The following is a 23,186-nucleotide window of genomic DNA, read 5'->3' as shown; positions in this document are numbered from 1 at the left end:
GTGCAAGATCTGTAAGGGAGGCAATTGAAAGCGGCGGCATAACGTTGGTTCCAACTGGTGACGCGAAAGATTACGGACGGAATCTAACAAACGCTGGATTTGTTGAGACAAATACAACCATGCCAATTGCTGGAGACGTTGTAGTTATACAGGGAATAGATGGGCATCTTTCCGGACACATGGCTATCTATGACGGTAGAATATGGATTTCCGATTTCATTCAAAATGAAAGTCTTTACCCAAATCGGGCTTATCGGCAAATAAAGCCTAAATATAAAATTTACCGTTACCCCTGAGAGAACGCCGATAGCGTGGTTTGAAGGTAGCCGCCTCAGTCTTCAGCCGCCGGTCTGAACTTTCGGACGATCATCTCGAACAGGATGTCCGAAATCCACATGGCTGAAACGCCAACGAGACATGCCGCTGCCTAGACCGCCAAAGCACTCCGCGCATCGTGGCGCCCGCCTGTGGCCGCGTGCCACCGCAACCAGACCGCCTCCAGCCTACTCCGATTTAGCGATCTCTCATGGATGGACTCAACCCCCGATTGGAAGCATTCTGCCCTCCGGGGAGAGAGGGGCGTGGGCAAGGTCTACCGTCACCCTGGCAATCGGTCTAACCAGTGGCGTAAGCACACTGGTGCGAGGCGCTATCGCTGGCGCAGCCTCGCCGGCGTGCCGATGCGGCTCGTTTTCGTGACCGTGGCGGCGATTGCCGCCTACGCGACGCAGTTCGTCATGCAACACGGCGCCGGCCTTCAAGGCACGATATCGAGTTGGACGGAACCGCTCCCCGACCCGATGGATGGTCGCGCCTCTGTCGTCGATGGCGACACGGTCGAGATCGCTGGCCAGCGCATCCGTTTCAATGGCATCGACGCACCAGAGAGCCAGCAGTATTGCGACGACGCTAAGGGCGTCAAATATCCTTGCGGGCGCCGCGCCGCCGATGCGCTGGACGAGTTCCTGGCAGCATCGCGACCGTTGCATTGCAGTTTTGTTAACCGCGATCGGTACGGTCGGCTTGTCGGAAACTGCGATCGCGCGGACGGTCGCAGCGTCCAGCGCTGGCTAGTCGAGCAGGGCCTAGCATTGGACTGGCCGCGCTATTCCAACGGGGCTTTCGCTGCCGAGCAAGGTACAGCCAAGGCCGCGCATCGCGGCGTTTGGCAAGGCCGGTTCGATCAACCTTGGGATTGGCGTGCAGGGCATTCCGACAATCCGCAGCCGGCGATCAGCCAGCCGCTCGGCATCGTGGGCAGTGGGCAGGTCGCACAAAGCTATTCGTGCCAGCCGCGGCGGTATTGTGCGCAGGTCGGCTCGTGCGCCGCGGCGCAGTGGTATCTTCATAATTGCTCGTGGGGCCACAAGCTTGACGCCGATGGAGACGGCAAGGCATGCGAAACGCTCTGCTGATCCAGCCAGAAAGCATGTGAGGGAGGAACAGTTGAAGATCGAGCCCGAAGCGGAATGCAAAACCCTAACTGAGGCTTATGCAAGACTAGGCGCCACGGTCCGCAATCCGCGGCGCACCTGGTCGGCAATCACCGATGATGGAAAAGCTGTGGTGGTGACCCTCTGGACCGACCGATTCCTAGACCTCGAGCAATCCCAGTACAGCACTTTCGGACTTTCTGGGAAGGGATGGATCGACCGGCCGGAGAACCGCCGGCGGGCCAAGCATCTTCAGCATGCGATGTCAAAGCGCGGTGGCCTCTTTCGTTCGATTATCGTGACGTCGAGCGATCGCATGCATAGCAGGATCGTAGCGCGTAGGGTCGGCCCACAAATGCGGGTCACAGAAATTGATGAGGAGACAGGACGTTTCAAAGCAGAGCGAGCCTAGACGGCCGCTCGAATGGGGAAAGGACCAACAATCTATGGCGCGGGAGTAACACCCGTCGGGATCTATATGCTAGGCCAGTCATACCGCGCACATGCCGACGCCTTGGAGTTCGCCCCCTCGCACATTCGGTTGCATTTTTCGGACCACCCACGGCGCCTATTGTACTTCCAGGCGCTTGAGCACTTTCTTCGCGGCTTCCTCAGGCTCAATAGGGTGGATCCGGTTCAAATCCGGGCCTACCAGCACAATTTCACGGCAATGCTGGATTGTGGCAAATCTCATGGTTTGCGCATCTCCGGCGTCGCCGAGGAGTTCATTTGGTCCAGCACTTTCCGGAACGATTATGTGCGGATCCGGTATCTCTTCAATATCGAAGAAGACCTTGACGCCGACACCGACTGGGACGTCGATCCCGAAGACCTTAAGCGGGAGTCGATGAGTGATCTTCGACAAGCGGTGTTCGAGGTTGAAGATTTCTTTGCCAAAGAGATCAATGCGACGGGCCGAGAGGTGATCCTGCCGCCTGAGATTTCTGCTGTCGACCGTTGACGGGCCTCAACGCATCGCCTGCCTAGCCGCGCGGTTCACCGCCCACTGTATTAAGTTCGCTGTCACACACGCCTACTGGAATGAAATCCCGGCGACCATGAGGCTGGTTGCACCAGCGAGTGTGAAGCTGTCGATCGGTGTCCTGCTCAATGCCAAGAGCCGGTAGACAACCAGCGTGCAATTGAAGGCCGTCCCGAAGCGGGGACGATCAGCCCCGGCTTGACCCACTGCGTCGCCGCCCGCTTCATCTCATTTGGCGCCATGCCTTGCGTGGTCCTGAACGCGAGGCCAGAGCCGTTCGCGCATCTCGCGGCTCAAGGTGAGGAACGCAGAGCCGACCTATCGGCCTCGACGCCAAGCAGTTCATATTCGTCGATCGCGTAGCATTTGGCCTTCAGCCCTTTCGGCAGCGGACGAAGTCAGGATTGTGCTGAGATCAACCAGCATAGGGTCAACGAACGGCCAAGGGCTTGGTTTCCCTGCCCGTCCTTGACCCGCCCCGGTTCTTGTTGACGCCAACAATTCGGGCCGCTCCTGCACAGTCTTTAAAGACGCAGCCTCAAACAAGGCTCTGGACTTCTACTCCGTATTTGCTTCAAGTATTTTCTGGGGGGAGAAATCAATGAAAACGATCGCGCTTCTTGTAGGCGCAGCAGTTTGCGTCAGTGGCTGCAGCACGACTGCTAACGTCTCTGACAGCGACCTAACTGCCATGAACACCATAAATCTGTGTCATGCTCTGGCGAGCAGCACTGACGAGCAATATCGAACTCGTGTGGCGGCGCTTCTAGTTCGGCGCGGTGCAACGGCAGAGAAATGCACCAGGCTCATACAAACTGACAACGCTGTAGCAACTGGAATAGCGGTGGCGGCGGTAGGCGGCGCAGCCGCCGCGGCCGCTGCCAACAATGGCTATGGCGGCGGCGGATATTACCGTCCACCTCCGGCCTATGGCGTCGCGTGGGACCAATTCTACGACCAATACTACAATCTCACGTGGCGGTGCCGTGACAAGGGAACCGGGCGGTTCGTGGACGACTATTACTGCAACGGCATGCCCATGTTCGACAGCACATGGCCAGGTTGGTCGGCGTAGGACAGGCTATGGATCGATTCGCGCAATGGCAATCGATCGGCACGCCGGCTTGCGAGCGTGCCGTTGCGGCTTTTGTTCGTGACGGCAGCTTAGTGGCCCATTTCGTGTGCAGCGTAGCGATCGCCTTCCTGAGACTAACCTATTGGGCTGGATTGGGTCGAAACCGGCGCCGATCACAGGCGTCGCGTCGAGCACCCATGTTCCGTCCCGCACAAAAAGCCCGCCACCTTTCGGCAGCGGGCCCAGGTCGAGGAGGTTGCGCTAGGCGTGCGGTCGCGGAGTGGGGGTAGCGCGGTCGGTCTGACGGTGCGCTACTCCGGCGATCCGGCCGGAACTCCCGCCAAGGCTCGACCCATCCTCTGCCGCTGAACGGCCGCATTGCGCCGCATGTCAGACGTTTACGTCTACTCTGTCGGCTCCTGGAAGCCGACATCTCCGTTGACCCGGATTTGTCGGTTGCGGCGTAGGACATGTGTGGCCCAGCTTTCCCCGTTCAGAACCATGGCCGGCTGCTGACGTCCCCAAAACAAAAGTCGCTCTAAACATCCGACAGCTGGCCCATCCGGTCTTCGGTAGCGAGCGTCGCATCACAAGCCTTAGCTGTTCTTATCTTAAGTGACTACATGCTTGCCCACGTAACTTACATTCCGGCGCCAGCTCTTTGGGGCCTACTATCCATGAACAAATGCTCGCAAGCGAGATGGCTGCCGTAGCCGGGGCGGAGGAAAGCGCATGACGTTGCTCAGGGAGCCTCTGCTGCATTTTGCCGTCGTCGGCGCGATCCTGTTTGGCGGCTATTCCTGGCTGAATGACAGGCATGTCGAAACAACGGCCGCGGAGCCGGTCCGTATCGGCGAAGGCGACGTGCGGTGGCTCAAGCAGACCTGGTCGAGCCAATGGCTGCGCGAGCCAACCGCCGATGAACTCAAGGGTCTTGTCGACGATCTGCTGAATGAGAAGGTGATGGCGCGCGAAGCGCAGGAGATGGGCCTCGAGAAGGACGACACCATCATCCGCCGCCGCTTGGCGCAAAAGCTCAAATTCCTTCTCGAGGACACGGCCCAGCTTGCCGAGCCAACCGAAGCGGAACTGCGGCAGTTCTATGCCGCCAACCCTGCACACTTCGAGACGCCCGGAAAACTGTCGTTCCGACAGGTCTACTTCAACCCGGAACATCGCAAGGACGCCGCGGCGGACGCGGCCGCGGCGCTGGGTGCGCTGACAACGAATGTCGAGGACGATTCGACCGAGGGCGACCAGCTGCTGTTCGGCGACAGCTTTGCCGATACTGACGAACAGGCGCTGTCCGGAATGTTCGGTGCCGATTTTGCGCGCGAGGTGTTTGCACTTGAACCGGGCGGGTGGCGCGGTCCGGTGAAATCCGGCTATGGCCTTCATCTGGTCCTCGTCACGCAGCGCACGGCGACCGCGCCGAAGCCCTTCGAGACCGTGAAAGATGCCGTGCTGGCTGAGTGGCGCTCCGCGAAGCAGACCGAACTGAGCAAAGAGTATCTGGTCGAGCTGCGCAACAAGTACGGCGTCGAGCTTGACGACAGTACGAAAGCGGCACTGGGGTCAGGGCCTGCAACGAACGTGGCCGCACAATGAGACGGCCGGCCAAGTGGCCCGAGTTCGTGCGTGGAGGCCGCTCCGCGTTGGAGTGCCTTCGACTGGTCCTGCTGACGGCAGCCATTGCTGCGCTGTTCTGCGAAGCTGCCTACTCCCACGAGGTGCGCCCCGCCTATCTCAGCCTGAAGGAGGAGGCGCCGAACGAGTTCAGCGTTCTGTTCAAAACGCCGATGCAGGGCAATGCGCGACTGGCGCTGTCGGCACTCTTTTCCGGCAAGATCGAGACGGTGACGCCGATCATCTCGCATCCGACCGGGGATGCCATGGTGCAGACCTGGCGCATGCGCACGCTGGAGCCGCTCCCAGGCCAGAACGTTGTGATCGACGGGTTGCAGAACAGCATGACCGACGCGCTGGTCCACGTGGTGTTCGCGAACGGCAACAGCTGGACGGCGCGGCTTACCCCCAGCGAGCCGTCTGCAGCCATCCCGGCGTCGCAGAGCGCCTGGGCGGTGTTCGTCACCTACGTCCGTCACGGCATCGAGCACATCGCCTTCGGCTTCGATCATCTGCTGTTCGTCACCGGGCTGATGCTGATCGTGCGCGACTGGCGCAAGCTGGTGAAAGCGATCACCGCCTTCACCGCTGCTCACTCAATCACCTTGAGCTGCGCCACCCTTGGATGGCTGACGCTGCCGTCGCGGCCGGTGGAGGCGATGATCGCCATCAGCATCGTCATGGTCGCTGCCGAGGTTGTGCGGATGGAGCGCGGGCAGCTCAGCCTGGCCATTGTGAAGCCGTGGATGGTGGCCTTCGTTTTCGGCCTGCTGCACGGCTTCGGCTTTGCCGGCGCGCTGGTCGAGCTCGGCCTGCCGCAGGGCGACATTCCGCTGGCGCTTCTGGCCTTCAATGTCGGCGTCGAGCTCGGGCAACTGGCCTTCATCGCCGTCTTGCTGACCGCGGTTTATTCGGTGATGCGGTTCGTCCTGATCCCGCGGCAGGCGATCGTCGCGTCGGCCTATGCCATCGGGATCATCGCGGCATTCTGGAGCGTCCAGCGGCTGGACGCAATGTTCTTGTAGGAGGAGCAAATGGGACCCGCCGCAAGACTGCCGCGCCGACCTTGCCTGAGGGGCCGGAAACTTGCACGCGCAACCACCGTGGCGCTTGCCGCGTCTTTGATGGCTGCTGCTCCGGTCTCCGAAGGACGCACTTGCGGCTATGATAGTCCGCAAACGGTTTCGCAGGGCTTCCTGAATTGGCTCTATCCGGATTCACTCTACGTCGTCGGCGCGATATCGAGGGAGGTGGCGGCGGGACGGCTGCCGCTGGCGAACTTCGATCAGACCGGACCAGATCTGTTCGGACACAGATTCAAGCTGACGGCAACGACGCTGGAGCAATTCGGCGACATGCTCCGCTCGGCATCGCCGGGCCCCTCCCAGGCTTCGGTCTCTCTGGTCGTCGTTGAGCCGATGCTGTGGACGCGCTTCGATCAGGGTCCTGACGGCTTGCGCACAACGGTTCATGTCTCGGGGGCACAGCCCGGGGATCTGGTCATCGTTGCCGGCGAAGCCGTAATAGCAGAAATCGCGGCACGGCGATTGACCTTCGGCCAGGCTGTTGAGCGCGGCGTGGCGCGTCTCTATGGGCCGGCGTCGCAGATTGCCCGATTCCTGCTCAGTTATTCGGATGTCGGCGCAACCGACAGTGCTGTCGAATTATCTCAGAAACAGGCCGTTCCGCCGGTACGCCCGGCGGCCGGCTCACCCCATTTCGCTCCGGTGCAATCGCACCCGGTTGGCATCGCGCCGGCCGAACTCGGACGCACACCTGACCACACCGAGATTTCATTCCATGAGGGAGAGAGACAATGATCCGGAGACCGCTGACAATTACAGGTCTTGTATTGCTTGCCGTCTGCGCAGGCTCCGTGGCGCGGGCCCAGGATGCCGGCACCTATACCGTCGAGGAAGCGGGACAAGCCATCAAGGCCCGGCCCTACTCACCTTATGCCGGACGCAATTTCCCGACGCGGCCGCTGTTTGGCGACACGCATTTGCACACGGCCCTGTCCTTCGACGCTGGAGCAGCCGGCGCCAGGCTCGGACCGCGTGAGGCCTACAAATTTGCGAAGGGCGAAGAGGTCATTTCCTCGACCGGACAGCCGGCCAGGCTGTCGCGTCCGCTCGACTTCCTGGTCGTCGCGGATCACTCGGACAATATGGGATGGTTCACCGATTTCATGGCCGGAAAGCCGGAGATCCTGCAGAACGCGCAGGCCCGCGAGTGGTATGACATGATACAGTCGGGGCACGCTGGGGAAGCGGCGTGGTCCATCGTCATGACCTTCTCGCAAGGCAAATTTCCGCCTGACATCATCTACCAGCCGGGCAACCCCGCCTATCGGTCGGTGTGGCAGAGCATCATCTCGGCAGCCGAGGAAGCCAACGACCCGGGGCGCTTCACCGCTTTCATCGGGTTCGAATGGACGTCGCTGTCCAAGGGCAACAATCTCCACCGCAACGTCATCTTCCGCGATGGAGCCGAAAAGGCCGGTCTCGTCGAGCCATACACGACGCAACCGCCCGTCGGCAGCAACAACCCGCGCGACCTGTGGAAATGGCTGCGGAACTATCAGGACAAGACCGGCGGCGATGTCCTTGCCATCGCCCACAATGGCAATCTGAGCAATGGCGAGATGTTCCCGATCATCGAGCCGGTCACGGGCAAGGAGATCGATCGCGAATACGCCGAGCAGCGCGCCCAGTGGGAGGTGCTTTACGAGACCACCCAGATGAAGGGCGACGGCGAGAGCCACCCCTTCCTTTCCCCCAATGACGAATTCGCCAATTTCGAGAAATGGGACAAGGGCAATCTTGACCTCAGCGTGAAGAAGACGCCGGACATGCTGGAGTTCGAGTATACGCGCTCGGCGCTCAAGAACGGGCTGAAGCTGGAAGCCAAGCTCGGGGTCAATCCCTACAAGTTCGGCCTGGTCGGCAGCACGGATTCGCACACGGGCCTCTCCACTGCCGACGACGACAACTTTTTCGGGAAGATATCGACCGGCGAGCCAAGCCCGGAACGCTGGTCGCACCCCTTCATGGCGAACCCCAAGCTCGGGCTCAAGATCCTGGGCTGGGAGACAACTGCGTCGGGCTATGCCGCCGTCTGGGCGCAGGAGAACACACGCGCATCGATCTTCGACGCCATGAAACGGCGCGAGACCTATGCCACGACCGGGCCGCGGATGGCAGTTCGGTTCTTCGGCGGTTTCGATTTCGTCGAAGCCGACGCCAATACCCGCAGCCCGGCCATCGCCGGTTACACCAAGGGCGTGCCGATGGGCGGCGACCTCAAGCAGGCGCCAGCGGGCAAGGTGCCGACCTTCCTGGTTGCGGCATTGAAGGATCCGATCGGCGCCAATCTCGACCGCTATCAGATCGTCAAAGGTTGGCTGGACGCCGCCGGCGAGGTGCATGAACAGGTGTACGATGTCGCCTGGTCCGGCGACCGCAAGCCGGGCACCGACGGCAAGCTGCCGCCGGTTGGCGACACGGTCGACGTAGCCAATGCCACATGGACCAACACGATCGGAGCGCCAGAGCTCAGTGCCGTATGGAAGGACCCCAATTTCGATCCGTCCCAGCGGGCTTTCTACTATGGCCGCGTCATTGAGATCCCGACGCCGCGCTGGCCCGCCTATGACGCGAAATACTTTGGCATCAAGATGTCGCCGGATGTGACCATGACCACGCAGGAACGAGCCTACACATCGCCGATCTGGTACACGCCAGCCGGCTAAGGAAAGGCTGATTTGCTTGCGGAAGTCCACGGCAGGCGGATCGTGCGCCGCCTGTAAGCATAGGAAGGCTTAAACACGCGACAAGCTTTCTCCTTCCTCAAAACGACCCTGATCGGCGATCTGGTTGTCGTGTTGCCGGTCTGGCTGGTTGGCTTCGTGCTTATTCGCGGGCGTATGTCGTCTGACACCAGACAGGCAAATTCCGTGGTTGGAGCCGGATCGGGCCGTTCAAGGCGTCGATGTAAGAGGCACGGTTTCTCCTGGCGGGACGCCTTGTGGCAAGGCCGTCGGAACCTCGTGATTCTCTGATTTCCTCTGGTGTCGGTACGCGCGGGAGCCGTCGCGCGTCCGCACGACGGGCGGCGATCCAATTTCTTGCCGTCGAACAATTCCTGAATTGTGCGAAGTTGGACGCGAGGTCAAAGCCCACGGAAATCATGCGGGTCATCCTCAAAGAGACGCGCTAGCGATTGATGTCGTTGAACGCCGATTAAAGGGCATGAAACTAAGCAGAAATATTTGCGCTGACGTTGAAGGCATTCCCCGCAATTGGGAAGGTGCGTCGCCCGGTTACATCGATGCCGATCCATCTGCGCTCAAGCTTTTTGGGCAGCCTCGATGGCCGTTCCGCAGCCGCAGAACGGATCAGGCACTACATCTCCCGGCTTCGCGCTTAGGCCGATTATCCGCTCCAGCAACGCCAGAGGTTTTTGTGTGGTGTAGCCAAGCAGTTCTTGGGCCTGAGAGTTGATCGGGGGCGATATCCGCCCATACGTCACCGAGCGGCATACCTCGCATCTTCGTCGCGATCGGCACCACCTGCGAGGATCAAAAGCGCTGGGATCTGAACGTCCCGGCGCTGATCGAGGCTAAAAGGAATCTGCGTCCGATATTCGCCTTCGTATCGGCCGAGCCGCTGCTCGGCGAGATCCGCGCGCGGGCGGCGCCAATACCGGACGGCTTGCGCTCTTGGTTTCGGCCGCGCGACACGCATTACGATCCGCTGGACCCAGCCCAACATTCGCTTATGCGCATCGATCAGATCATCACCGGCGGCGAATCCGACCAATGCAAGCACCGGGCGCGGCCGAGCAACCCGCAATGGTATAGCTACTTCCGCAACGACTGTGCCGCCAGGGGCACGATCTTCCACCACAAGCAGAACGGCGAATGGGTGTCAGTCAGCGAAGTTTGACAGGGGGCCCACAAAGCCACCCCCGCCCCCCGCCGTCAGGCAGCCGCCCCGGGTCGATCCGCTATCTGACGCACGATTGCAGTCTCGACTAACTTCAGTCCTTGTTCTTGATCATGCCCATGATGCGGGCGCTATGTGCCGAAATCCGCGCTCCTGTCATAGCCGGATGCACATCACCCTCGAAACGCACACACCGCACACAGAGACGTGCTCCGGCCTCGCTCGGCACCTCGGTCACCCAGCCACAGTACCGGCACGAGTAGGGCACGATACCGGGACTCCGCGCGCTGGCGGTCGGCGTCGGCTTGTCGCCTATCATGTCGGCCCCTCAAATTCCTTCTGCAATTCGGATTGGCAGCTTCAGATCGATCAGCCGAGCCTGCAGGAGGGATAGCGTGAGTTCGTCACGTGCATCGACCCATCTGCTATCGTCGTTGGCGACATCACCATCGCGGAATACTAGATGGGGTTCATCGCTCCCGCGCTGGAGCTTTGGGCCGAGGTCCAGCTTCTTCAGCAGGCGGTAGGCCTTGGCAGTCGGACCCGTCTCAAGATCGAACCGGGTCTCCCAGAAAAATCCGTCAACGTCGTCATCGTAATCTCCGGGATCGATCTCGTGTATCTCCCAAATGGCGCGATGTTCGGCCTCAGCCTCGTGTGCGATGCCCTCGCTGATGAAGAACTCCCGCCAGGTTGGCGGCGGGGGCAGAAGGTCCAATGGCCGACAGTCAACAGATAGCCCTGCTCGCCACTGTCATACCAGAACATGGTCTCGGCGACCTGCGCCGGGGACGCGAGCAGGGGCTGGCCGGTCCTACCAACGAACGCTCGCGCGTCCTTGACGAACGCCGCTGTGAGCAGGCTGCCTGCTCCGATCAAAAAACCACGTCGTGAGAGCATAAGAAAACTCCAGAATTCACACACGCATCTGGAGAGAGACCTACTGTTGCCTCGAGAGAGGCCACATCATTGTCACCACCGTTGCCGGTCAAGGCTGGTTGGCGGGGCCGAAGCCCTCTCTGGATGTGGGTTGGCAGTAGCAGAGCCGCTGTCTCAGTGCAACCGACGGTGTCGTGCGCCTCAGCTATTCGGCCTGCTGGTGGGCCCCACAAGCCACTCCCCATCCCCACCTGCCGATGAACCCGGTTGGTGCCGACCGCCATCCGCTGCCGCCTGTGGGGGAGATCGGTTGGAAAGCTGCTGTTCGGCTTTATCTGCAAAACGAGCAGTAGCGTCAGGTGCAGACCTTCGGAACGTACCCCGTAGACGACCGCCTTGCGCCATGAGCGGCCCTTAGGGACAGGCAGCAAATGACCGAAGTGGGGCCGTGTATGGACGGCTCTCCGTTGGCAAGGGATTTTTTGAGGCTTTTGCAGTCGCTGGTTGGTGCGGCCATGTATCCGACCTGTAGGTGCGGCCTTTCATGTGCCGCTGGCCATAATGCCATACGCGCGGCTCAGGTCCCGATCGTAAGCACGCACTCGAGGTGCACGGCCCCAGTGGGTTTTCCTGATCCGGCGGTTTCAACCGGCTTTGTGCATTAGCTCCTGTGCGCCCTTTCCAACCTCGTCGGCGATCGCTCGCCCTGTCTATCCTATGCGAATGTCCGGCTCCCTGTAGCGCCCGCCGTTTGTCATCAATGCCCAAACCATCCGGGCTGTCTTGTTGGCCAGCGCAACCGCTGCAACCTTGGTCGTTCGCCTCGCCATCAACTGCATAAGCCATGGCCTCCTGGTTCCGTTCCGCTCGGCATAGCGGATGACCGCCATAGAACCGACCACGAGCAGCTGTCGCAGGTAGCGATTACCAGCCTTGGAGATGCTGCCGAGCCTCTCCTTGCCTCCGCTCGAGTTCTGCTTTGGAACGAGCCCGATCCAGGCCGATAGACAGCGTCCCGACTTGAACGCATGCGGATCGGCGACGGTCGCTATGAACGCGCTCGCCAGCAGCGGACCGACCCCGGGGATCTCCATCAGCCTGCGCCCGAGTTCGGTCTCTCGCGCATTCGCGCGGACCCGGCGATCGTTTTCGAGGATCTGTTCCTTCACGACCCGGAGCTGTGCCTCCAGCATTCGCAGGCATAGCCGTGCGTCAGCGGGTATTCTAGTGTCGTTTTCGTCATTGATGACCATGAGCAGTTGCTCGATTCCATTCCGCCCGATCGGCGCCACGACCCCGAACTCGGACAGGTGGGATCGCATCGCGTTCGATATCTGCGTGCGCTGGCGGTTGAGCATTAACCGCACCCGGTGCAGCATCATCACGCTTTGCTGCTCGGGCGACTTTACCGGAACGAAGCGCATGGTCGGTCGGGTCACCGCCTCGCAAATGGCCTCTGCATCGGCCGCATCATTCTTCTGACGCTTCAAATAGGGCTTCACATATTGTGCCGGCAGCAGCCGAACATCGTGGCCTCGCGCGATGAGCTCGCGAGCCCAATAGTGCGAGGAGCTGCAGGCCTCGATCCCGACCAGGCATCTTGGTAGCCTCTCGAAGAACCCTAGCACGCGCCCGCGGGTCAGCTTCCTGCGAACGACAACCTCGCCCGCCGCATCCACGCCATGGATTTGAAACACGGACTTCGCGATATCCAGACCAATCGTCATAACGTTGCTCATCATAGCGCTCCTCCATCTCTGATCCCGCGAACATACCCGCAGGGAGGGAGGAGAGCCGTCCACCGCATCAGAAGGGGACGGTCCGGTTCTGGGACGAACTAGCCAGAAAGGTGCCATTTCGCTGGCGCCCATCTTGGCCGCAACGACGTTGCTTGCGATGCCGCAGTGTTGCAGTCCATTTGAATCCGGCGGGCGTGGTAATGCCCATATCGGGTCTCCTGCGACCAATATGGATCATAAGCCGTCCATCAAAGGAATTCTGGATTTGGCCAGCCTGAATTATCTGCTGCGGCCGGATGCAGCGAAATGGTCTTCCCTTGCCCTGCCCAACCGTTCTATTTCGAGCGAATAGCAAAACAGGCTGAACAGAACCAGCAGGACTTCCAACAGCTTGACTGCTCCCTGAATGAAAGAAGGAAATTGATCGAGTTCCGGCACGTGGCGGAAAAAGAAAACCGAAAACAAAGCGCCTCCAAAGAAGAAGCTGACCCGGCTGGCAAACAGGAACAAATGCCTGACTAAGGCATTGCGAAACGGTGCGGGGATCGCAACCCAGCGAAACCTGACCCAGTAGCAGGTCTGTAGAACGAGGGCACCACAAACCACCGCGGACTGCTCGTAGGGACTGATATCCTGTGGTTCTCCCAATTGGGTGATCACTTGCCGGAACATTGGGAAAATCGTCAAAAACAGGAATATCGCCGCGGCCGTCTCAACGACCATTAACAGGGCGTAGCGGACATTATTGCTGATCATACTGGACCATCCCCGGCGGGCGATACTAGCGTCGGCCCTCACCGCGCGATGCAACGGAAACCCAGATGGCTGGTCGATGTGTCGGCCGGCTGAGCCATTCGCGCCGCCGGGCGGTAGCGCCGGCAATAATTCGGGGCGCAAAGATGCGACCCGCCTTTCATCACCTTGCGCGGTATCCTGATCGCTGGCTGCCTGGGATCGAGACTGTCCTCGCGCCTGGCGCCTCGCGGGTTGTCAATCGTGCAGCACGGGCTGTCGATCCGGCTATGCTCCTGGTACCAGTCGGTCGTCCATTGCCAGACATTGCCGGCCATGTCGTGCAGGCCGTAGCCGTTGGCGGGAAACGAACCGACCGGCGCCGTATATTCGAACCCATCATCGAGCGTGTTGCGGTAAGGGAACTCGCCCTGCCAGATATTGGCCATATGCTTGCCGCCCGGCGTCAACTCATCACCCCATGCGAACTCGGCACCCTCGAGCCCGCCACGCGCAGCGAACTCCCATTCGGCCTCGGTCGGCAACTCCTTGCCGGCCCATTTTGCATAGGCTTCGGCATCCTCATAGGCCACATGGACAACAGGGTGGTCGGCAAGCTTCTTGATCGAGCTCGCCGGGCCGCGTGGACGACGCCAATTGGCGCCGCGCACATACACCCACCAATTGTAGTGGTCGCGAAGATCGACCTGTTGCTTAGCCTTGATGAACACCACCGACGAAGGCGCAAGCATGTCCGGCTGCCAACCGGGGTAGTCGTCCGGGTTCGCCGGCCGCTCGGCCGCCGTCACATATCCGGTTTCCTCGACGAAGCGCGCGAAGTCGCGGTTGGTAACGGTGCAAATGTCCATCCAGAAACCGCCCACCGTCACTCGGTGCGCTGGCGCCTCTTCCGGATAATGCTTGTCAGATCCCATGAGGAACGTGCCGCCGGGAATCCAAACCTGGGGTGAACTGACCGGCGTTGAGCCGGCGAGCGTTCTTTCGGTGTCGGCAAGTTTTGTCATGGCTTGTCGCGTCGTCCTTGATGCAATGCCCGTGTGGCCAACTCAGGGCTCGAACGAAAACACTTTAGCCCAGTCTGCCTTCATGTCGACGACCGTCCAACCACCTTTGGCGGCCTCGTCGAGGCCCTTATCGAGCCGGCCAATGGACGACGTCCTGTCGTAGGCCCATTCCCGCTCCGCGTCGGTGTGGTGGACATAGAGGCAGAAGTGGGGGCCGTCCGTGACACAGGTCCATTGCAGCATTGCAAGATCGCCGTCGGAATTGCCGAACGCAGCGATCGGCCGGCGACCGATGAAGGTCTGGATCGCGGCGGCTTTAGCCTCCTTGTCGTCATAGAAGTTGATCTCGGGCAGCTTGATCAGCACCGGCTTGCCGTCGCGCATTTCGAATTTCAGTTTGCCACTGCTGCCGATAACCTGCTCTGGGGGGACGCCATAGGCCTGCTCAGCGAAGACGCGCATGAACTCGACGCCGCCGCCCGAAACGATGAACGTCTTGAACCCGTTGGCGCGGAGATAGGCGAGGAGTTCGACCATCGGCTGGTAGGTCATTTCGGGGAAGGCTTTGCCGGTCTTAGGATGCCTGGCGATGGAGAGCCAGTCTCCTACAATCTTAGCGTATTCATCGGTCGTAAGCCCGGCGACGCTGCTGCCCACAATCGCCATCAGGGCGTGCTCCCCGCCGGCCAGCGCGCCCTTGATGTCGCCCTTGAGCAGCGAAGCGAATGGCTCCTCGGTCTGCCACTCCGGATGCTGCGGCGCCACGGCCTTCACGCGGTCGATGGCGAAGAGGAACTGGAAGTACAAAGGCTGCTCGGACCAGAGCGTGCCGTCGTTGTCGAAGGTGGCGATGCGCTCGGCTGGCGGGACGTACTGCGGGCCGCCCTCCTTGGTTAACTTCGCTACGAAGTCGAGGATCGCCTGCTTCGCAGCGCCATCGTTCCACGACGGAAGCTGGTCCGTTTGAGCCATTGCCGGCGAAGCCGCCAACGTGGCTATTCCCAAACCCGTCAGGGCCATCAGCACGAAGATCGCGTGGGTGAGCCTCATTCAAGCCTCCTCTCGAGGTCGACAGGGAGCCCCACAAGCGGGGTACCCTGTCGCAACTAAGTCGTGCGAAGGCAGTGGCTACCAGGGACCTAATTCCCGGCGCCGCTGGCTCCGTTCTGGAGGGCCTCCAGGAATTGGCTTACGCCAAACGATCCGGACTTCTGGCTTGGCGGATAGTCCTTGAAGGTTGCGAGGAACTCCGCAACGATCGACTGAGCGGGAACCATCGTCCACAGTTTATCGCTCCACCACCGTTCATAGGCTCCCGCTTCGTCTTGGTACTTCTCGAACGGGTCCTCTCTAAGGTTGACCACGTACGGCACATTCTGCGTAACGCGCTTGCCGGTGAACAGATTGCCCTCGATCCAGGCGAACGAGATCTTCCAATCGCCATAGCGCATCGCATTGATGTTGGCCTGATCGTCGAAATAGAAGAATTCTTTGCGCGGCACGTCTTTGGTTTCGCCCTTGAAGAAGGGCATGAAGTTGTAACCGTCGAGATGGGTCTTGAAAGTCTTGTCTCCGACTTTCTCGCCCTTGAGCAGTTTCTCCTTGATATCCGGCGCGCCGGCCCCGGCGAGCAAGGTTGGCAGCCAATCTTCGTGCGACATCGTCGTGTTGACGATCGTGCCGGGTTGAATGACGCCTGGCCAACGGGCCACGCACGGCGCACGGAAGCCCCCCTCCCAGGTGGTGCCCTTCTCGCCGCGGAATGGTTGCGTTCCGCCGTCGGGCCACGAGAAACTCTCTGCGCCGTTGTCGGTAGAGAAGACGACGATCGTGTTGTCCGCGATCCCGAGATCGTCCAGCTTCTTCAGCAGCCGGCCGACCACGTCGTCAAGCTCGGCTATGCCGTCGGCATAGAGGCCGTAGCCGGTCTTGTCCTGCCACTTGGGCGACAGGCGGGTCCAAACATGCATGCGCGTCGTGTTGTGCCAAAGGAAGAACGGCTTCTTGGCGGCTACCGCTCGGTCCATGACGTCCAGCGACCGGGCGAGCAATTCTTCTTCGGCGGTTTCCATTCGCTTGCGCGTCAGAGGGCCGGTGTCCTTGATGACTTGTTTCCCGACGCGACCGAAGCGCGGATCTTCCGTCGGGTCGTCTACATCGGTGGCTTTCACGTCGAGGACTCCGCGCGGACCGAACTTCGCGTGGAACTCGGGGCTCTTCGGATAATCCGGGTCTTCGGGTTCCTCTTCCGAATTCAGATGGTAGAGGTTGCCGAAGAACTCATCGAAGCCGTGCCGGGTCGGCAGGAACTCGTTACGGTCGCCGAGATGGTTCTTGCCAACCTGAGCGGTGGCATAGCCGAGCGGCTTGAGCAGTTCGGCGATGGTTGGGTCCTTGTCCTGCAAACCCTGCTTTGCTCCCGGAAGGCCGACTTTCAACAGTCCGACCCGGAAGGGGCTCTGGCCGGTAATGAACGCAGCCCGCCCGGCGGTGCAGGAATTCTGCGAGTAGTAGTCGGTGAACAGCGCACCCTCCTTGGCAAGCCGGTCAATGTTGGGCGTCGAGCCGCCCATCATGCCACGGTGATAGGCGCTGAGGTTCCATATGCCCACGCCTGGAAGCCTGTCCGCGCCTTCGCCCTAGACTTCGCCGGCAAGCTCGTCATGGGTGTCGCTATCGGCCTTGGCGTCGCCTTTGGTCGCGCTCTAACGGGCTGACCCTCCGTAGGTAAAAAAAGCGTACAGAGTTTCGAATTGAAAGGGCTCGTTCGCCGGTCGTAAAATTCAGGACGTTCCCCATTGCTTTCTAAGGGAGGCTGCGATGAGGTTCACCCCTGCATTGAGGTGGTCGAAGCCTGCGGCGAATGGCACGTCCGCGTCATCGAGGTTGACCGAGAAACGACGCTGACTTTCGAGCTGGAATCTTTCGCTCTCGCCTATGCGGAGGGCCAGCGAATACGCCTGGGGCTTGCCGAGTTCAAACGGGTATAAACTGCCCCTGGTTCAAAAGCCCGCGCCGCTTGCGGGGGCGGAAGCGACATCCACGAGTTTGCGATGCCCTGGGATGAATGATGGTCCCAAAAGCGTTTAATCGTTAGTTCGCCGGGTGCTCCCAAGACTCCGAGCGCCCCAACAATCAAAAACGCATTGGGAAAACAACCATGAAACACCGCCTCATTCCGATAGTGCTAGGCTTGTTCGTAGCCTCCGCTGGCACTGCTTTGGCTGCCAATGTCCACACCGTAACAGGCAAGACAGGTCAGCCCAGCCAAACGATTGGAACCGCTGAAACAGGAAGTGCCACCCCTGGCCACGCCAGTTCTGCTCCGGGCTCAGCCTTCAACCCCGAGGGCAATGCGGGACGCGCTTGATCCCGATCGACTTGGCGTCAGCAATCAGCTTGTGGGTGAGTTCATCGACCGAAATGACATCTGCCTTCGTCGTCTCTGGGACGTTGTTGGCAATCCATTGATCGAGGAAATTGATTCCGCGTGTGCTCATCGAGCCATAAGCTCGTGCCTAGGTTTCAGTTCCGTACCGCTACCGTATTCGGGCGGCCAGGACGCGCGCTTCCCGCATAAGCGATGGCCAATTGTAAGGCCCAAGGAAGGCGATAAGCTCGCGTGCTTGTGCTTCGGTGATGCCTGTTTCTTTAATCAAGCGATGAACTGCAACGTTCTCAGCGCTTGGGGGTATTTCGGCCATTGCTAGGGGCGCAACGTGCCTAGGGGCTTCTAGTTCCGTAGATAAATGACTCGCCAATTGCGCACCGAAGCGTACAATTCGATTGTCGCTCGATCTGCACGGCAACGAGCGCTTGGAAGAGTAGATCACGCTTTCGCCCGACTAGGGAGAAGCGCGATGACCTTTCGTGGCATAGCTGACGAGAAGCAGTTAGCAACACTTACCAAGATTCTGGACGACTATTGCGAGCAAGCTGGCATGGAAGGCTCGCACCCTGCGCGCGAGCATTTGGCACGTCGCCTGATCGCTCTTTTCAGCGGCGGCATCGATAGTCCTGACGATATCAGGATGGCTTTAGACAGCATCGCAAAAGACTGCAAACCAAGCGGCATCCATCCGTAGGGACCGCAAAGTTTGTCGAACGTCTGCGCCCGGATAGCCCGACCTGCTCATCGAGGGTGACACAGGATTTTGCAGGTCGGGCCATTTGCCGGCTGTATTATTGCCGGCGGGGGTGCAAGCGATCCTGCTGCCGAAGCGCCTCGCGGCGCAAGTCGAACTGCTTTACAAATTCGTAAGGTCGAACGGTCACTGCTCTTCCCTGAAATCCTTAAAATGGTTCCAAAACCGGAACCGGAGCTGCAACAAAGGGGCCGGCCGGGCGTTGCGCATCAACAAACCGCGACGAGGAACCGATGATGACGGAAACTTCAAGTATCCTCCTCACCGCTCCCATCGAGCTTGCCGGCGACTGGGGCCGCATGCTGGAGGGCGCGGCAGATCAGGTCGTCGAGCGCATGCGGCATGCATGCCTTGACGGCGTCCGCCTGCTCTCCGACCGCCAGCCGACGCGCCTGCGTGTCGACGAGCACACTTCCGGCACGCCGGCGGTCTGGCTGCATCCCGACGGCAGCAGCATGGCCTGGATCATTGTCGATATCGGCGAGCGCGATTGGTCGAAGCTAACCTACCAGTTCGGACACGAGCTCGGCCACGTGTTTGCTAATAGCTGGCAGCCGGATGCCAAGCCGGCAACGCCCTGCCAGTGGCTCGAGGAAGCGATGGTTGAAGCATTCTCGCTGCGCGGCCTCGGGCGTCTGGCGGAGGACTGGAAGGAGAACCCGCCGTTCACCGGCGACAACGCTTTCGGCGATGCCATTGCCGCGTACCGCGAGAATATCATCCGAGGCTATTCCGCGCTCGCCGGCAGCCAGGGGCTGACGCGCGACGCCGCGGCGTGGTTCGCCGACCATCGCGGCGAGATTGAGATGCCCGCCCTCAATCCGTTCGCCCGGGCGATGTCTGTGACCATCCTTGCCGCATACGACCGCGCGCCGCAGTGCGTCGAGGCGCTCGGCGCACTCAACCGCTGGCCCGGCCGCACGGGTGTGCCGATCGGCGAGTATCTCGGGCGATGGGAGGCGAGTTGCGCCGAATTGGGCGCTTCGCCCAGCTTGCCGATCCACCTGCGTGACCTGCTGCACGTTCCGCAGTGAGGCAAGTAAAGGAATTCCGGCGTTGAATGTGGACCTGAAGCGCCGACCGCAGCGGCCTGCTGCGCCTTGGAGGCGCGCTTTGCTGGACGGGAAGCCGACTACCGGTTCTGGCGCCTTCAAGGAGCTCGACGCGGCAAAAACGGAAGCCCGCCACTGAGGAAGAAATCGATGCTCGCTAAGAGAACCGCGATTGCTCTGCTCTCCTGCCTGGCCATTTCGGGCTGTGGTATGGCCAAAGCTGCGAGGGAAACCGGTCAGACGTTCGACAAGTATGGATGCCTTGCTCGTGCCTTCAAAGGCCAGCCCCCCTGCGAACCTGACAATGCCGCAGCGCCCTGACGGGGGAGGCAGAGCACGGGCCAACGAGGTGTGCCCGGTAATGTTTGCAGCACGATCAAGCTCGGACGCGAAGCACTGGCAATGGCGACATCAACGGAACTGCTTATTTTTAGTCAATCTGCATATATTTAGCACCTTGGTTGGCTTCATGCAGGCGTCACAATGGCGATGAAGATTAGTAACGCCGAAGGGGTTCGATCCTCCCCTTTCGGGGTTCCCAATCGATCCTCCCAAGGCCCGGCTTCAAATTCAAATCGCTCGGACCACCCGGCGAGTCGGCACCGTATTACCGGGAGCCCGGCAAGGGAGCCGAGGACACCTTATGTCACACTAGTGCCACCTCAGACGCCGAAGAAGTAACGACCTTATCGCCTCTTCGGCTTTGGCGTGATCTCCTCGATCCTCACCTTGTCGCCGATCTCCTTCGCCATGGCAAAGGCCCTTTTCTCGAACACGGTTGTCGGCTATCTCTTCCCGCGCCTCGGCAAAGAGCGGCCCGATCAGAAGCCGCCAACTCATATATCGCGCCAAGCCTGTGGACAGTAACCGGCTGTTCCTTGACGGCCAACACCTCGCGCGCTTGGTCTGTTTTCCTCTTTGTGGCTTGGCCATGGAACCAGACTGAGCCGGCTTTCGTTGCTGTAGGGCGAGTCTACCGAGAGAGGGATAAACCGTCCATGAAAACATCCACATATGCAGTCATCGCGCTGCTCGCCAGTGCGCTTTTGGTATCGGCCTGCGCAAACACAATCCGTGGCGCCGGCAAGGATGCTGCCAACACCGTCAACGCTACCCAGAACGCCGGCAAGAGAGTTGCCACCGCCGCGAACTGAGCCTCGCGGTGGTCTGCCCAAGTGAATGGCCGCCATGATTGGGCGGCCCTTTCTTTTTCAGGCCGAAGCGCGTTGTGCTCGCGCTTCACTAATTGCCCTTGGATTTCCCCTTTAGGCGCCGGGACTGCTGTCCGGCGTATAGATCAGGCCGACTTTCCTGCCGCCACACCTGCCGCATTTCAGTTTTCGAACGAGGTCATCTGCCATTGCCGGCGCATCCGGTCCGAACCGATCGCGGAGCTTCACTAGGTCGAGCGACTGGCTATGGTTGCAAGGCGCGTAATGGCAAAACGCCGTCACCGTCATCTTCGCGTCGATCAGTGATTGAAACGTCCAGCCCTTTGCCATCCGGCTGATATAGCCTTCAATCTTCCTCTCGAAAATCCTGGAGCAATGCGTGCGTGCTTAGCGTTCGGTTCCCACGCGTGCTAGTCGACCTCGATAATCTTCCGACCTGGCTTCTTGGCTGCCGGTTGACGACGTTTGACCGGAGCCGTCTTTTCGATAGATGCTTCCACAGAAAGGCGCTGCTCGCGCAGTCGCGCCGTCTTGGCATCTCTCGCTAGACGCTCAGCCTCGATCGTCAGTTTCGATTCGCGATCAGCGCGGTCAATCCGTTCCTTGTCGACGCGTCGTTGGGTCAAGAAAGCCTCCCTTGGCTAACTGACCGATGGAATGCGGCTCATGCTAAAATGTTCCGTGCTTTAGAGCGCCGTGATGAACGGTTGTGTTAGCCAAACCGTTTCACGCCTTTTTCCCTTATTAGCGCTCGCGAATGGATGTATGATCGACTTGACGACATCGGTCGCCGTTAGGGGACCATTCGGTGCATGCGGTCGGCACACGACACATGGCGGGACTGGCAGGCGTGGTAGCCGCGGCTGCAGTGCTGGAGGATGGCTCTGCGTTAGCGCACAGGCCGAATAGCACCTGGACCTATCCGCCGGCCTGCTGCCACGGCGATCCGGTGACGGGAGAATGTGGCCAGATCCCAAGCAGAACCGTCACACCACGACCCGACGGTTATGTCGTCGGCGGCGAGGATGTCGATGTCGAGCATGTCGCCCAGTGATCGAGCAATGGGCGAGGTGCGCAAGGTCGGCAAGCACGGGAACGGCTATGTCGCCAAGCTGGTCAACAACCAGCTCTGGAAGGTCCACGCTGCGGCGATCGGCGAGGCGATGATCACAGCCAAGCTCGCCGGCCTTGAGCCGGAAATTTGGTGGTCGGCCATGAAGGGCGGCGCAGCCGACAGCTTCGTTATGCAGCATGACGTGCCCTCTGTTTTCGCCGGTCATTATGACCCCTCGTTCCCCTTGGCGCTCTGTCTCAAGGATCTGGGCCTGATCGAAGACCTGATGAACGAGACAGGGACGCGCAACGAACTCACCCGCGCGACGCATGATCGGTTCAAGGAAGCGGCTTCGCGCTATGGCAAGGAAGCTGGAGAGATGACCGTATGCAAGGTGATCGAGGATGATGCCGGCGTGGAGCTTCGCGTTGCCGGCAACTGGGTGGCGCCGTGGGAAGTGAAAGTCCCGGAAACCTGAGTCTGGTCGATGCCACATTGGATGGCATCGGCGCATTACTCTCGCGCTGACCGGACGCTGGCGACTGCAGTCGGCCAGGACGCGGAGAGCGACTGGGCATTGGGCGAGCTTTCCAAACTGGGTGTCCACGCCCTACCCATCCGCAGCACGCCGAACAACCGGCTGTCACAGGCGATCGTCATCATCGAGCGCAACGGCAGCCGCACCATCATCAGCGAGCCGTTCGAGCTGGGCGAGGTCGACCTTACGGCCAACCTCGATATCCAGCCCGAGCAGCGCCCGACGTGCCTGCACATCGAGGGCTTCCACTATGAAACGATGACGGCGTCCATAGCTCGTTTTCACCAGGCGGGCTGGAAGGTGAGCCTGCATTCGCCCGGCCTGCCCAAAAGCGCGCGCACGCCTGAGGTCTTTGCGCAGATGGTCAAACAGATCGACCTCACCTTCATCAACGACGTGACGATCAGGGAGATCTACGGCTTCGGCGCGCGCATGGCGTCTATGATCGATGAGGTGCGGCAGGTGCTGTCACGCATCAAACCACGCGGGACGGTCGTGCTCACCTTGGGGGAATTCGGCGCAGTTGTCTTTCCGGCTACGGGCGGACCGCAGATCGAAGTGCCGGCGCTGCCGGTCAACCGGGTGGACGCGACCGGCGCCGGCGACAGCTTCGCCGGCATCTTCCTCAGTCTCTGGCTGCATGGCGCGTCGCAGGAGACGGCCGCCCGCTACGCCGCGACCGGCGCAAGTCTGACGACGACGGTCGAGGGCGCGCAGGGATACATTGCCGACTTTGCCACGCTGAAGGCCGCCGCCGCGGCCAACAACGACGCGGTAGCAAGCTAGAT

25 protein-coding genes, 2 pseudogenes and 1 riboswitch are annotated in these 23,186 nt (G+C 60.5%); of the genes and pseudogenes, 17 read left to right on the top strand and 10 right to left on the bottom strand.

Annotation, left to right across the window (positions count from 1 at the left end; genetic code table 11):
• The 9 genes from AC1D08_RS04755 to AC1D08_RS04715 all read left to right on the top strand — a co-directional run.
• The coding region (locus AC1D08_RS04755) for a CHAP domain-containing protein (protein WP_477422627.1) at positions 1–296 on the top strand (296 nt) is incomplete at its 5' end.
• 399 nt (positions 297–695) lie between these two features.
• On the top strand, positions 696–1,415 hold the full coding sequence (locus AC1D08_RS04750; protein ID WP_477422625.1) for a thermonuclease family protein: 720 nt from the start codon (positions 696–698) through the stop codon (positions 1,413–1,415).
• A gap of 31 nt (positions 1,416–1,446) precedes the next feature.
• The gene (locus AC1D08_RS04745; protein ID WP_457155139.1) at positions 1,447–1,845 is read left to right on the top strand and encodes a hypothetical protein; all 399 of its coding nucleotides are present in this window, start codon (positions 1,447–1,449) and stop codon (positions 1,843–1,845) included.
• Between the two features lie 159 nt (positions 1,846–2,004).
• Positions 2,005–2,394, top strand: coding sequence for a hypothetical protein (locus AC1D08_RS04740; RefSeq protein ID WP_457155138.1), 390 nt, complete (start codon positions 2,005–2,007; stop codon positions 2,392–2,394).
• A 622-nt stretch (positions 2,395–3,016) separates the two neighbouring features.
• Entirely contained in the window at positions 3,017–3,490 is a 474-nt protein-coding gene (locus tag AC1D08_RS04735; RefSeq protein WP_477422623.1) for a hypothetical protein, read from the top strand.
• 732 nt (positions 3,491–4,222) lie between these two features.
• Positions 4,223–5,098: a peptidyl-prolyl cis-trans isomerase gene (locus AC1D08_RS04730; RefSeq protein WP_477422621.1), complete on the top strand. Its 876-nt coding sequence runs from the start codon at positions 4,223–4,225 to the stop codon at positions 5,096–5,098.
• A gap of 47 nt (positions 5,099–5,145) precedes the next feature.
• Positions 5,146–6,141 (top strand): HupE/UreJ family protein, encoded by a 996-nt coding sequence (locus tag AC1D08_RS04725; RefSeq protein ID WP_457154827.1) that lies wholly within the window; start codon positions 5,146–5,148, stop codon positions 6,139–6,141.
• A gap of 9 nt (positions 6,142–6,150) precedes the next feature.
• Positions 6,151–6,936 (top strand): hypothetical protein, encoded by a 786-nt coding sequence (locus tag AC1D08_RS04720; protein ID WP_477422619.1) that lies wholly within the window; start codon positions 6,151–6,153, stop codon positions 6,934–6,936.
• The gene (locus tag AC1D08_RS04715) at positions 6,933–8,867 is read left to right on the top strand and encodes a DUF3604 domain-containing protein (RefSeq protein ID WP_477422617.1); all 1,935 of its coding nucleotides are present in this window, start codon (positions 6,933–6,935) and stop codon (positions 8,865–8,867) included. The genes AC1D08_RS04720 and AC1D08_RS04715 overlap by 4 nt, the downstream gene beginning before the upstream one ends.
• A gap of 596 nt (positions 8,868–9,463) precedes the next feature.
• On the opposite strand, the gene AC1D08_RS04710 is transcribed toward AC1D08_RS04715, so the two are convergent.
• Positions 9,464–9,646 (bottom strand): DNA methyltransferase, encoded by a 183-nt coding sequence (locus AC1D08_RS04710; RefSeq protein ID WP_457154240.1) that lies wholly within the window; start codon positions 9,644–9,646, stop codon positions 9,464–9,466.
• Between AC1D08_RS04710 and AC1D08_RS04705 the strand changes: the two genes are divergently transcribed.
• Positions 9,628–10,062: a DUF5131 family protein gene (locus AC1D08_RS04705; protein ID WP_457154242.1), complete on the top strand. Its 435-nt coding sequence runs from the start codon at positions 9,628–9,630 to the stop codon at positions 10,060–10,062. The two genes, AC1D08_RS04710 and AC1D08_RS04705, sit on opposite strands and share 19 nt — an antisense overlap.
• Before the next feature lie 328 nt (positions 10,063–10,390).
• On the opposite strand, the gene AC1D08_RS04700 is transcribed toward AC1D08_RS04705, so the two are convergent.
• On the bottom strand, positions 10,391–10,780 hold the full coding sequence (locus AC1D08_RS04700) for a hypothetical protein (protein ID WP_477422615.1): 390 nt from the start codon (positions 10,778–10,780) through the stop codon (positions 10,391–10,393).
• On the opposite strand from AC1D08_RS04700, the gene AC1D08_RS04695 reads away from it, so the two are divergent.
• Entirely contained in the window at positions 10,780–10,956 is a 177-nt protein-coding gene (locus AC1D08_RS04695) for a hypothetical protein (RefSeq protein WP_457154238.1), read from the top strand. The two genes, AC1D08_RS04700 and AC1D08_RS04695, sit on opposite strands and share 1 nt — an antisense overlap.
• A gap of 38 nt (positions 10,957–10,994) precedes the next feature.
• Positions 10,995–11,094: riboswitch (SAM-I-IV-variant riboswitch) on the bottom strand.
• Between the two features lie 557 nt (positions 11,095–11,651).
• On the opposite strand, the gene AC1D08_RS04690 is transcribed toward AC1D08_RS04695, so the two are convergent.
• The 6 genes and pseudogenes from AC1D08_RS04690 to AC1D08_RS04665 all read right to left on the bottom strand — a co-directional run.
• A complete protein-coding gene (locus AC1D08_RS04690) occupies positions 11,652–12,680 on the bottom strand; it encodes an IS110 family RNA-guided transposase (protein ID WP_477344236.1) in 1,029 nt (342 codons plus the stop codon).
• 279 nt (positions 12,681–12,959) lie between these two features.
• The gene (locus AC1D08_RS04685) at positions 12,960–13,436 is read right to left on the bottom strand and encodes a hypothetical protein (protein WP_457155020.1); all 477 of its coding nucleotides are present in this window, start codon (positions 13,434–13,436) and stop codon (positions 12,960–12,962) included.
• A 38-nt stretch (positions 13,437–13,474) separates the two neighbouring features.
• Positions 13,475–14,437: a formylglycine-generating enzyme family protein gene (locus tag AC1D08_RS04680; RefSeq protein WP_477422612.1), complete on the bottom strand. Its 963-nt coding sequence runs from the start codon at positions 14,435–14,437 to the stop codon at positions 13,475–13,477.
• Between the two features lie 42 nt (positions 14,438–14,479).
• Entirely contained in the window at positions 14,480–15,457 is a 978-nt protein-coding gene (locus tag AC1D08_RS04675) for an HAD family hydrolase (protein WP_477422643.1), read from the bottom strand.
• A gap of 119 nt (positions 15,458–15,576) precedes the next feature.
• Positions 15,577–17,049: pseudogene (locus AC1D08_RS04670) on the bottom strand (arylsulfatase); the annotation flags it as partial.
• 750 nt (positions 17,050–17,799) lie between these two features.
• Positions 17,800–17,937 (bottom strand): annotated as a pseudogene (locus AC1D08_RS04665) (DUF768 domain-containing protein); the annotation flags it as partial.
• Positions 17,938–18,297: 360 nt separating this feature from the next.
• Between AC1D08_RS04665 and AC1D08_RS04660 the strand changes: the two are divergent.
• From AC1D08_RS04660 to AC1D08_RS04650, 3 genes are all read left to right on the top strand, one after another.
• A complete protein-coding gene (locus AC1D08_RS04660) occupies positions 18,298–18,522 on the top strand; it encodes a hypothetical protein (RefSeq protein ID WP_477422611.1) in 225 nt (74 codons plus the stop codon).
• Positions 18,523–18,815: 293 nt separating this feature from the next.
• Positions 18,816–19,616, top strand: a complete 801-nt coding sequence (locus AC1D08_RS04655) for a hypothetical protein (protein ID WP_477422609.1) — start codon at positions 18,816–18,818, stop codon at positions 19,614–19,616.
• A gap of 1,016 nt (positions 19,617–20,632) precedes the next feature.
• Entirely contained in the window at positions 20,633–20,788 is a 156-nt protein-coding gene (locus tag AC1D08_RS04650) for an entericidin domain-containing protein (protein ID WP_457154839.1), read from the top strand.
• Between the two features lie 111 nt (positions 20,789–20,899).
• Here the strand turns inward: AC1D08_RS04650 and AC1D08_RS04645 are convergent, their stop codons facing one another.
• On the bottom strand, positions 20,900–21,136 hold the full coding sequence (locus AC1D08_RS04645) for a hypothetical protein (RefSeq protein ID WP_457151013.1): 237 nt from the start codon (positions 21,134–21,136) through the stop codon (positions 20,900–20,902).
• A gap of 80 nt (positions 21,137–21,216) precedes the next feature.
• Positions 21,217–21,432, bottom strand: a complete 216-nt coding sequence (locus AC1D08_RS04640; RefSeq protein ID WP_477224900.1) for a hypothetical protein — start codon at positions 21,430–21,432, stop codon at positions 21,217–21,219.
• Positions 21,433–21,638: 206 nt separating this feature from the next.
• Here AC1D08_RS04640 and AC1D08_RS04635 point away from each other — a divergent pair, with 206 nt between their 5' ends.
• The 3 genes from AC1D08_RS04635 to AC1D08_RS04625 are packed head-to-tail and all read left to right on the top strand — an operon-like array spanning position 21,639 to position 23,184.
• The gene (locus AC1D08_RS04635; RefSeq protein ID WP_457151012.1) at positions 21,639–21,860 is read left to right on the top strand and encodes a hypothetical protein; all 222 of its coding nucleotides are present in this window, start codon (positions 21,639–21,641) and stop codon (positions 21,858–21,860) included.
• Positions 21,847–22,338, top strand: coding sequence for an NAD-binding protein (locus tag AC1D08_RS04630; protein WP_457151011.1), 492 nt, complete (start codon positions 21,847–21,849; stop codon positions 22,336–22,338). The genes AC1D08_RS04635 and AC1D08_RS04630 overlap by 14 nt, the downstream gene beginning before the upstream one ends.
• 9 nt (positions 22,339–22,347) lie before the next feature.
• Complete coding sequence (locus AC1D08_RS04625; protein WP_457151010.1) at positions 22,348–23,184, top strand: carbohydrate kinase family protein; 837 nt, start codon at positions 22,348–22,350, stop codon at positions 23,182–23,184.
• Positions 23,185–23,186: the final 2 nt, after the last annotated feature.

The sequence above is a fragment of the Mesorhizobium sp. P2_E6 genome, assembly GCF_056403835.1.
This window is presented reverse-complemented; position numbering and strand designations above follow the sequence as displayed.

Excerpts from the sequence above, each read along its gene's own strand:
- AC1D08_RS04685 (WP_457155020.1), bottom strand. The coding sequence starts at position 13,436 with ATGATCAGCAATAATGTCCGCTACGCCCTGTTAATGGTCGTTGAGACG.
- AC1D08_RS04680 (WP_477422612.1), bottom strand. The coding sequence starts at position 14,437 with ATGACAAAACTTGCCGACACCGAAAGAACGCTCGCCGGCTCAACGCCG.
- AC1D08_RS04650 (WP_457154839.1), top strand. The coding sequence starts at position 20,633 with ATGAAAACATCCACATATGCAGTCATCGCGCTGCTCGCCAGTGCGCTT.
- AC1D08_RS04720 (WP_477422619.1), top strand. The coding sequence starts at position 6,151 with ATGGGACCCGCCGCAAGACTGCCGCGCCGACCTTGCCTGAGGGGCCGG.
- AC1D08_RS04730 (WP_477422621.1), top strand. The coding sequence starts at position 4,223 with ATGACGTTGCTCAGGGAGCCTCTGCTGCATTTTGCCGTCGTCGGCGCG.
- AC1D08_RS04675 (WP_477422643.1), bottom strand. The coding sequence starts at position 15,457 with ATGGCCCTGACGGGTTTGGGAATAGCCACGTTGGCGGCTTCGCCGGCA.
- AC1D08_RS04645 (WP_457151013.1), bottom strand. The coding sequence starts at position 21,136 with ATGGCAAAGGGCTGGACGTTTCAATCACTGATCGACGCGAAGATGACG.
- AC1D08_RS04630 (WP_457151011.1), top strand. The coding sequence starts at position 21,847 with ATGTCGCCCAGTGATCGAGCAATGGGCGAGGTGCGCAAGGTCGGCAAG.
- AC1D08_RS04625 (WP_457151010.1), top strand. The coding sequence starts at position 22,348 with ATGCCACATTGGATGGCATCGGCGCATTACTCTCGCGCTGACCGGACG.
- AC1D08_RS04735 (WP_477422623.1), top strand. The coding sequence starts at position 3,017 with ATGAAAACGATCGCGCTTCTTGTAGGCGCAGCAGTTTGCGTCAGTGGC.
- AC1D08_RS04660 (WP_477422611.1), top strand. The coding sequence starts at position 18,298 with ATGACCTTTCGTGGCATAGCTGACGAGAAGCAGTTAGCAACACTTACC.
- AC1D08_RS04690 (WP_477344236.1), bottom strand. The coding sequence starts at position 12,680 with ATGAGCAACGTTATGACGATTGGTCTGGATATCGCGAAGTCCGTGTTT.
- AC1D08_RS04655 (WP_477422609.1), top strand. The coding sequence starts at position 18,816 with ATGATGACGGAAACTTCAAGTATCCTCCTCACCGCTCCCATCGAGCTT.
- AC1D08_RS04695 (WP_457154238.1), top strand. The coding sequence starts at position 10,780 with ATGGCCGACAGTCAACAGATAGCCCTGCTCGCCACTGTCATACCAGAA.
- AC1D08_RS04635 (WP_457151012.1), top strand. The coding sequence starts at position 21,639 with ATGGCGGGACTGGCAGGCGTGGTAGCCGCGGCTGCAGTGCTGGAGGAT.
- AC1D08_RS04715 (WP_477422617.1), top strand. The coding sequence starts at position 6,933 with ATGATCCGGAGACCGCTGACAATTACAGGTCTTGTATTGCTTGCCGTC.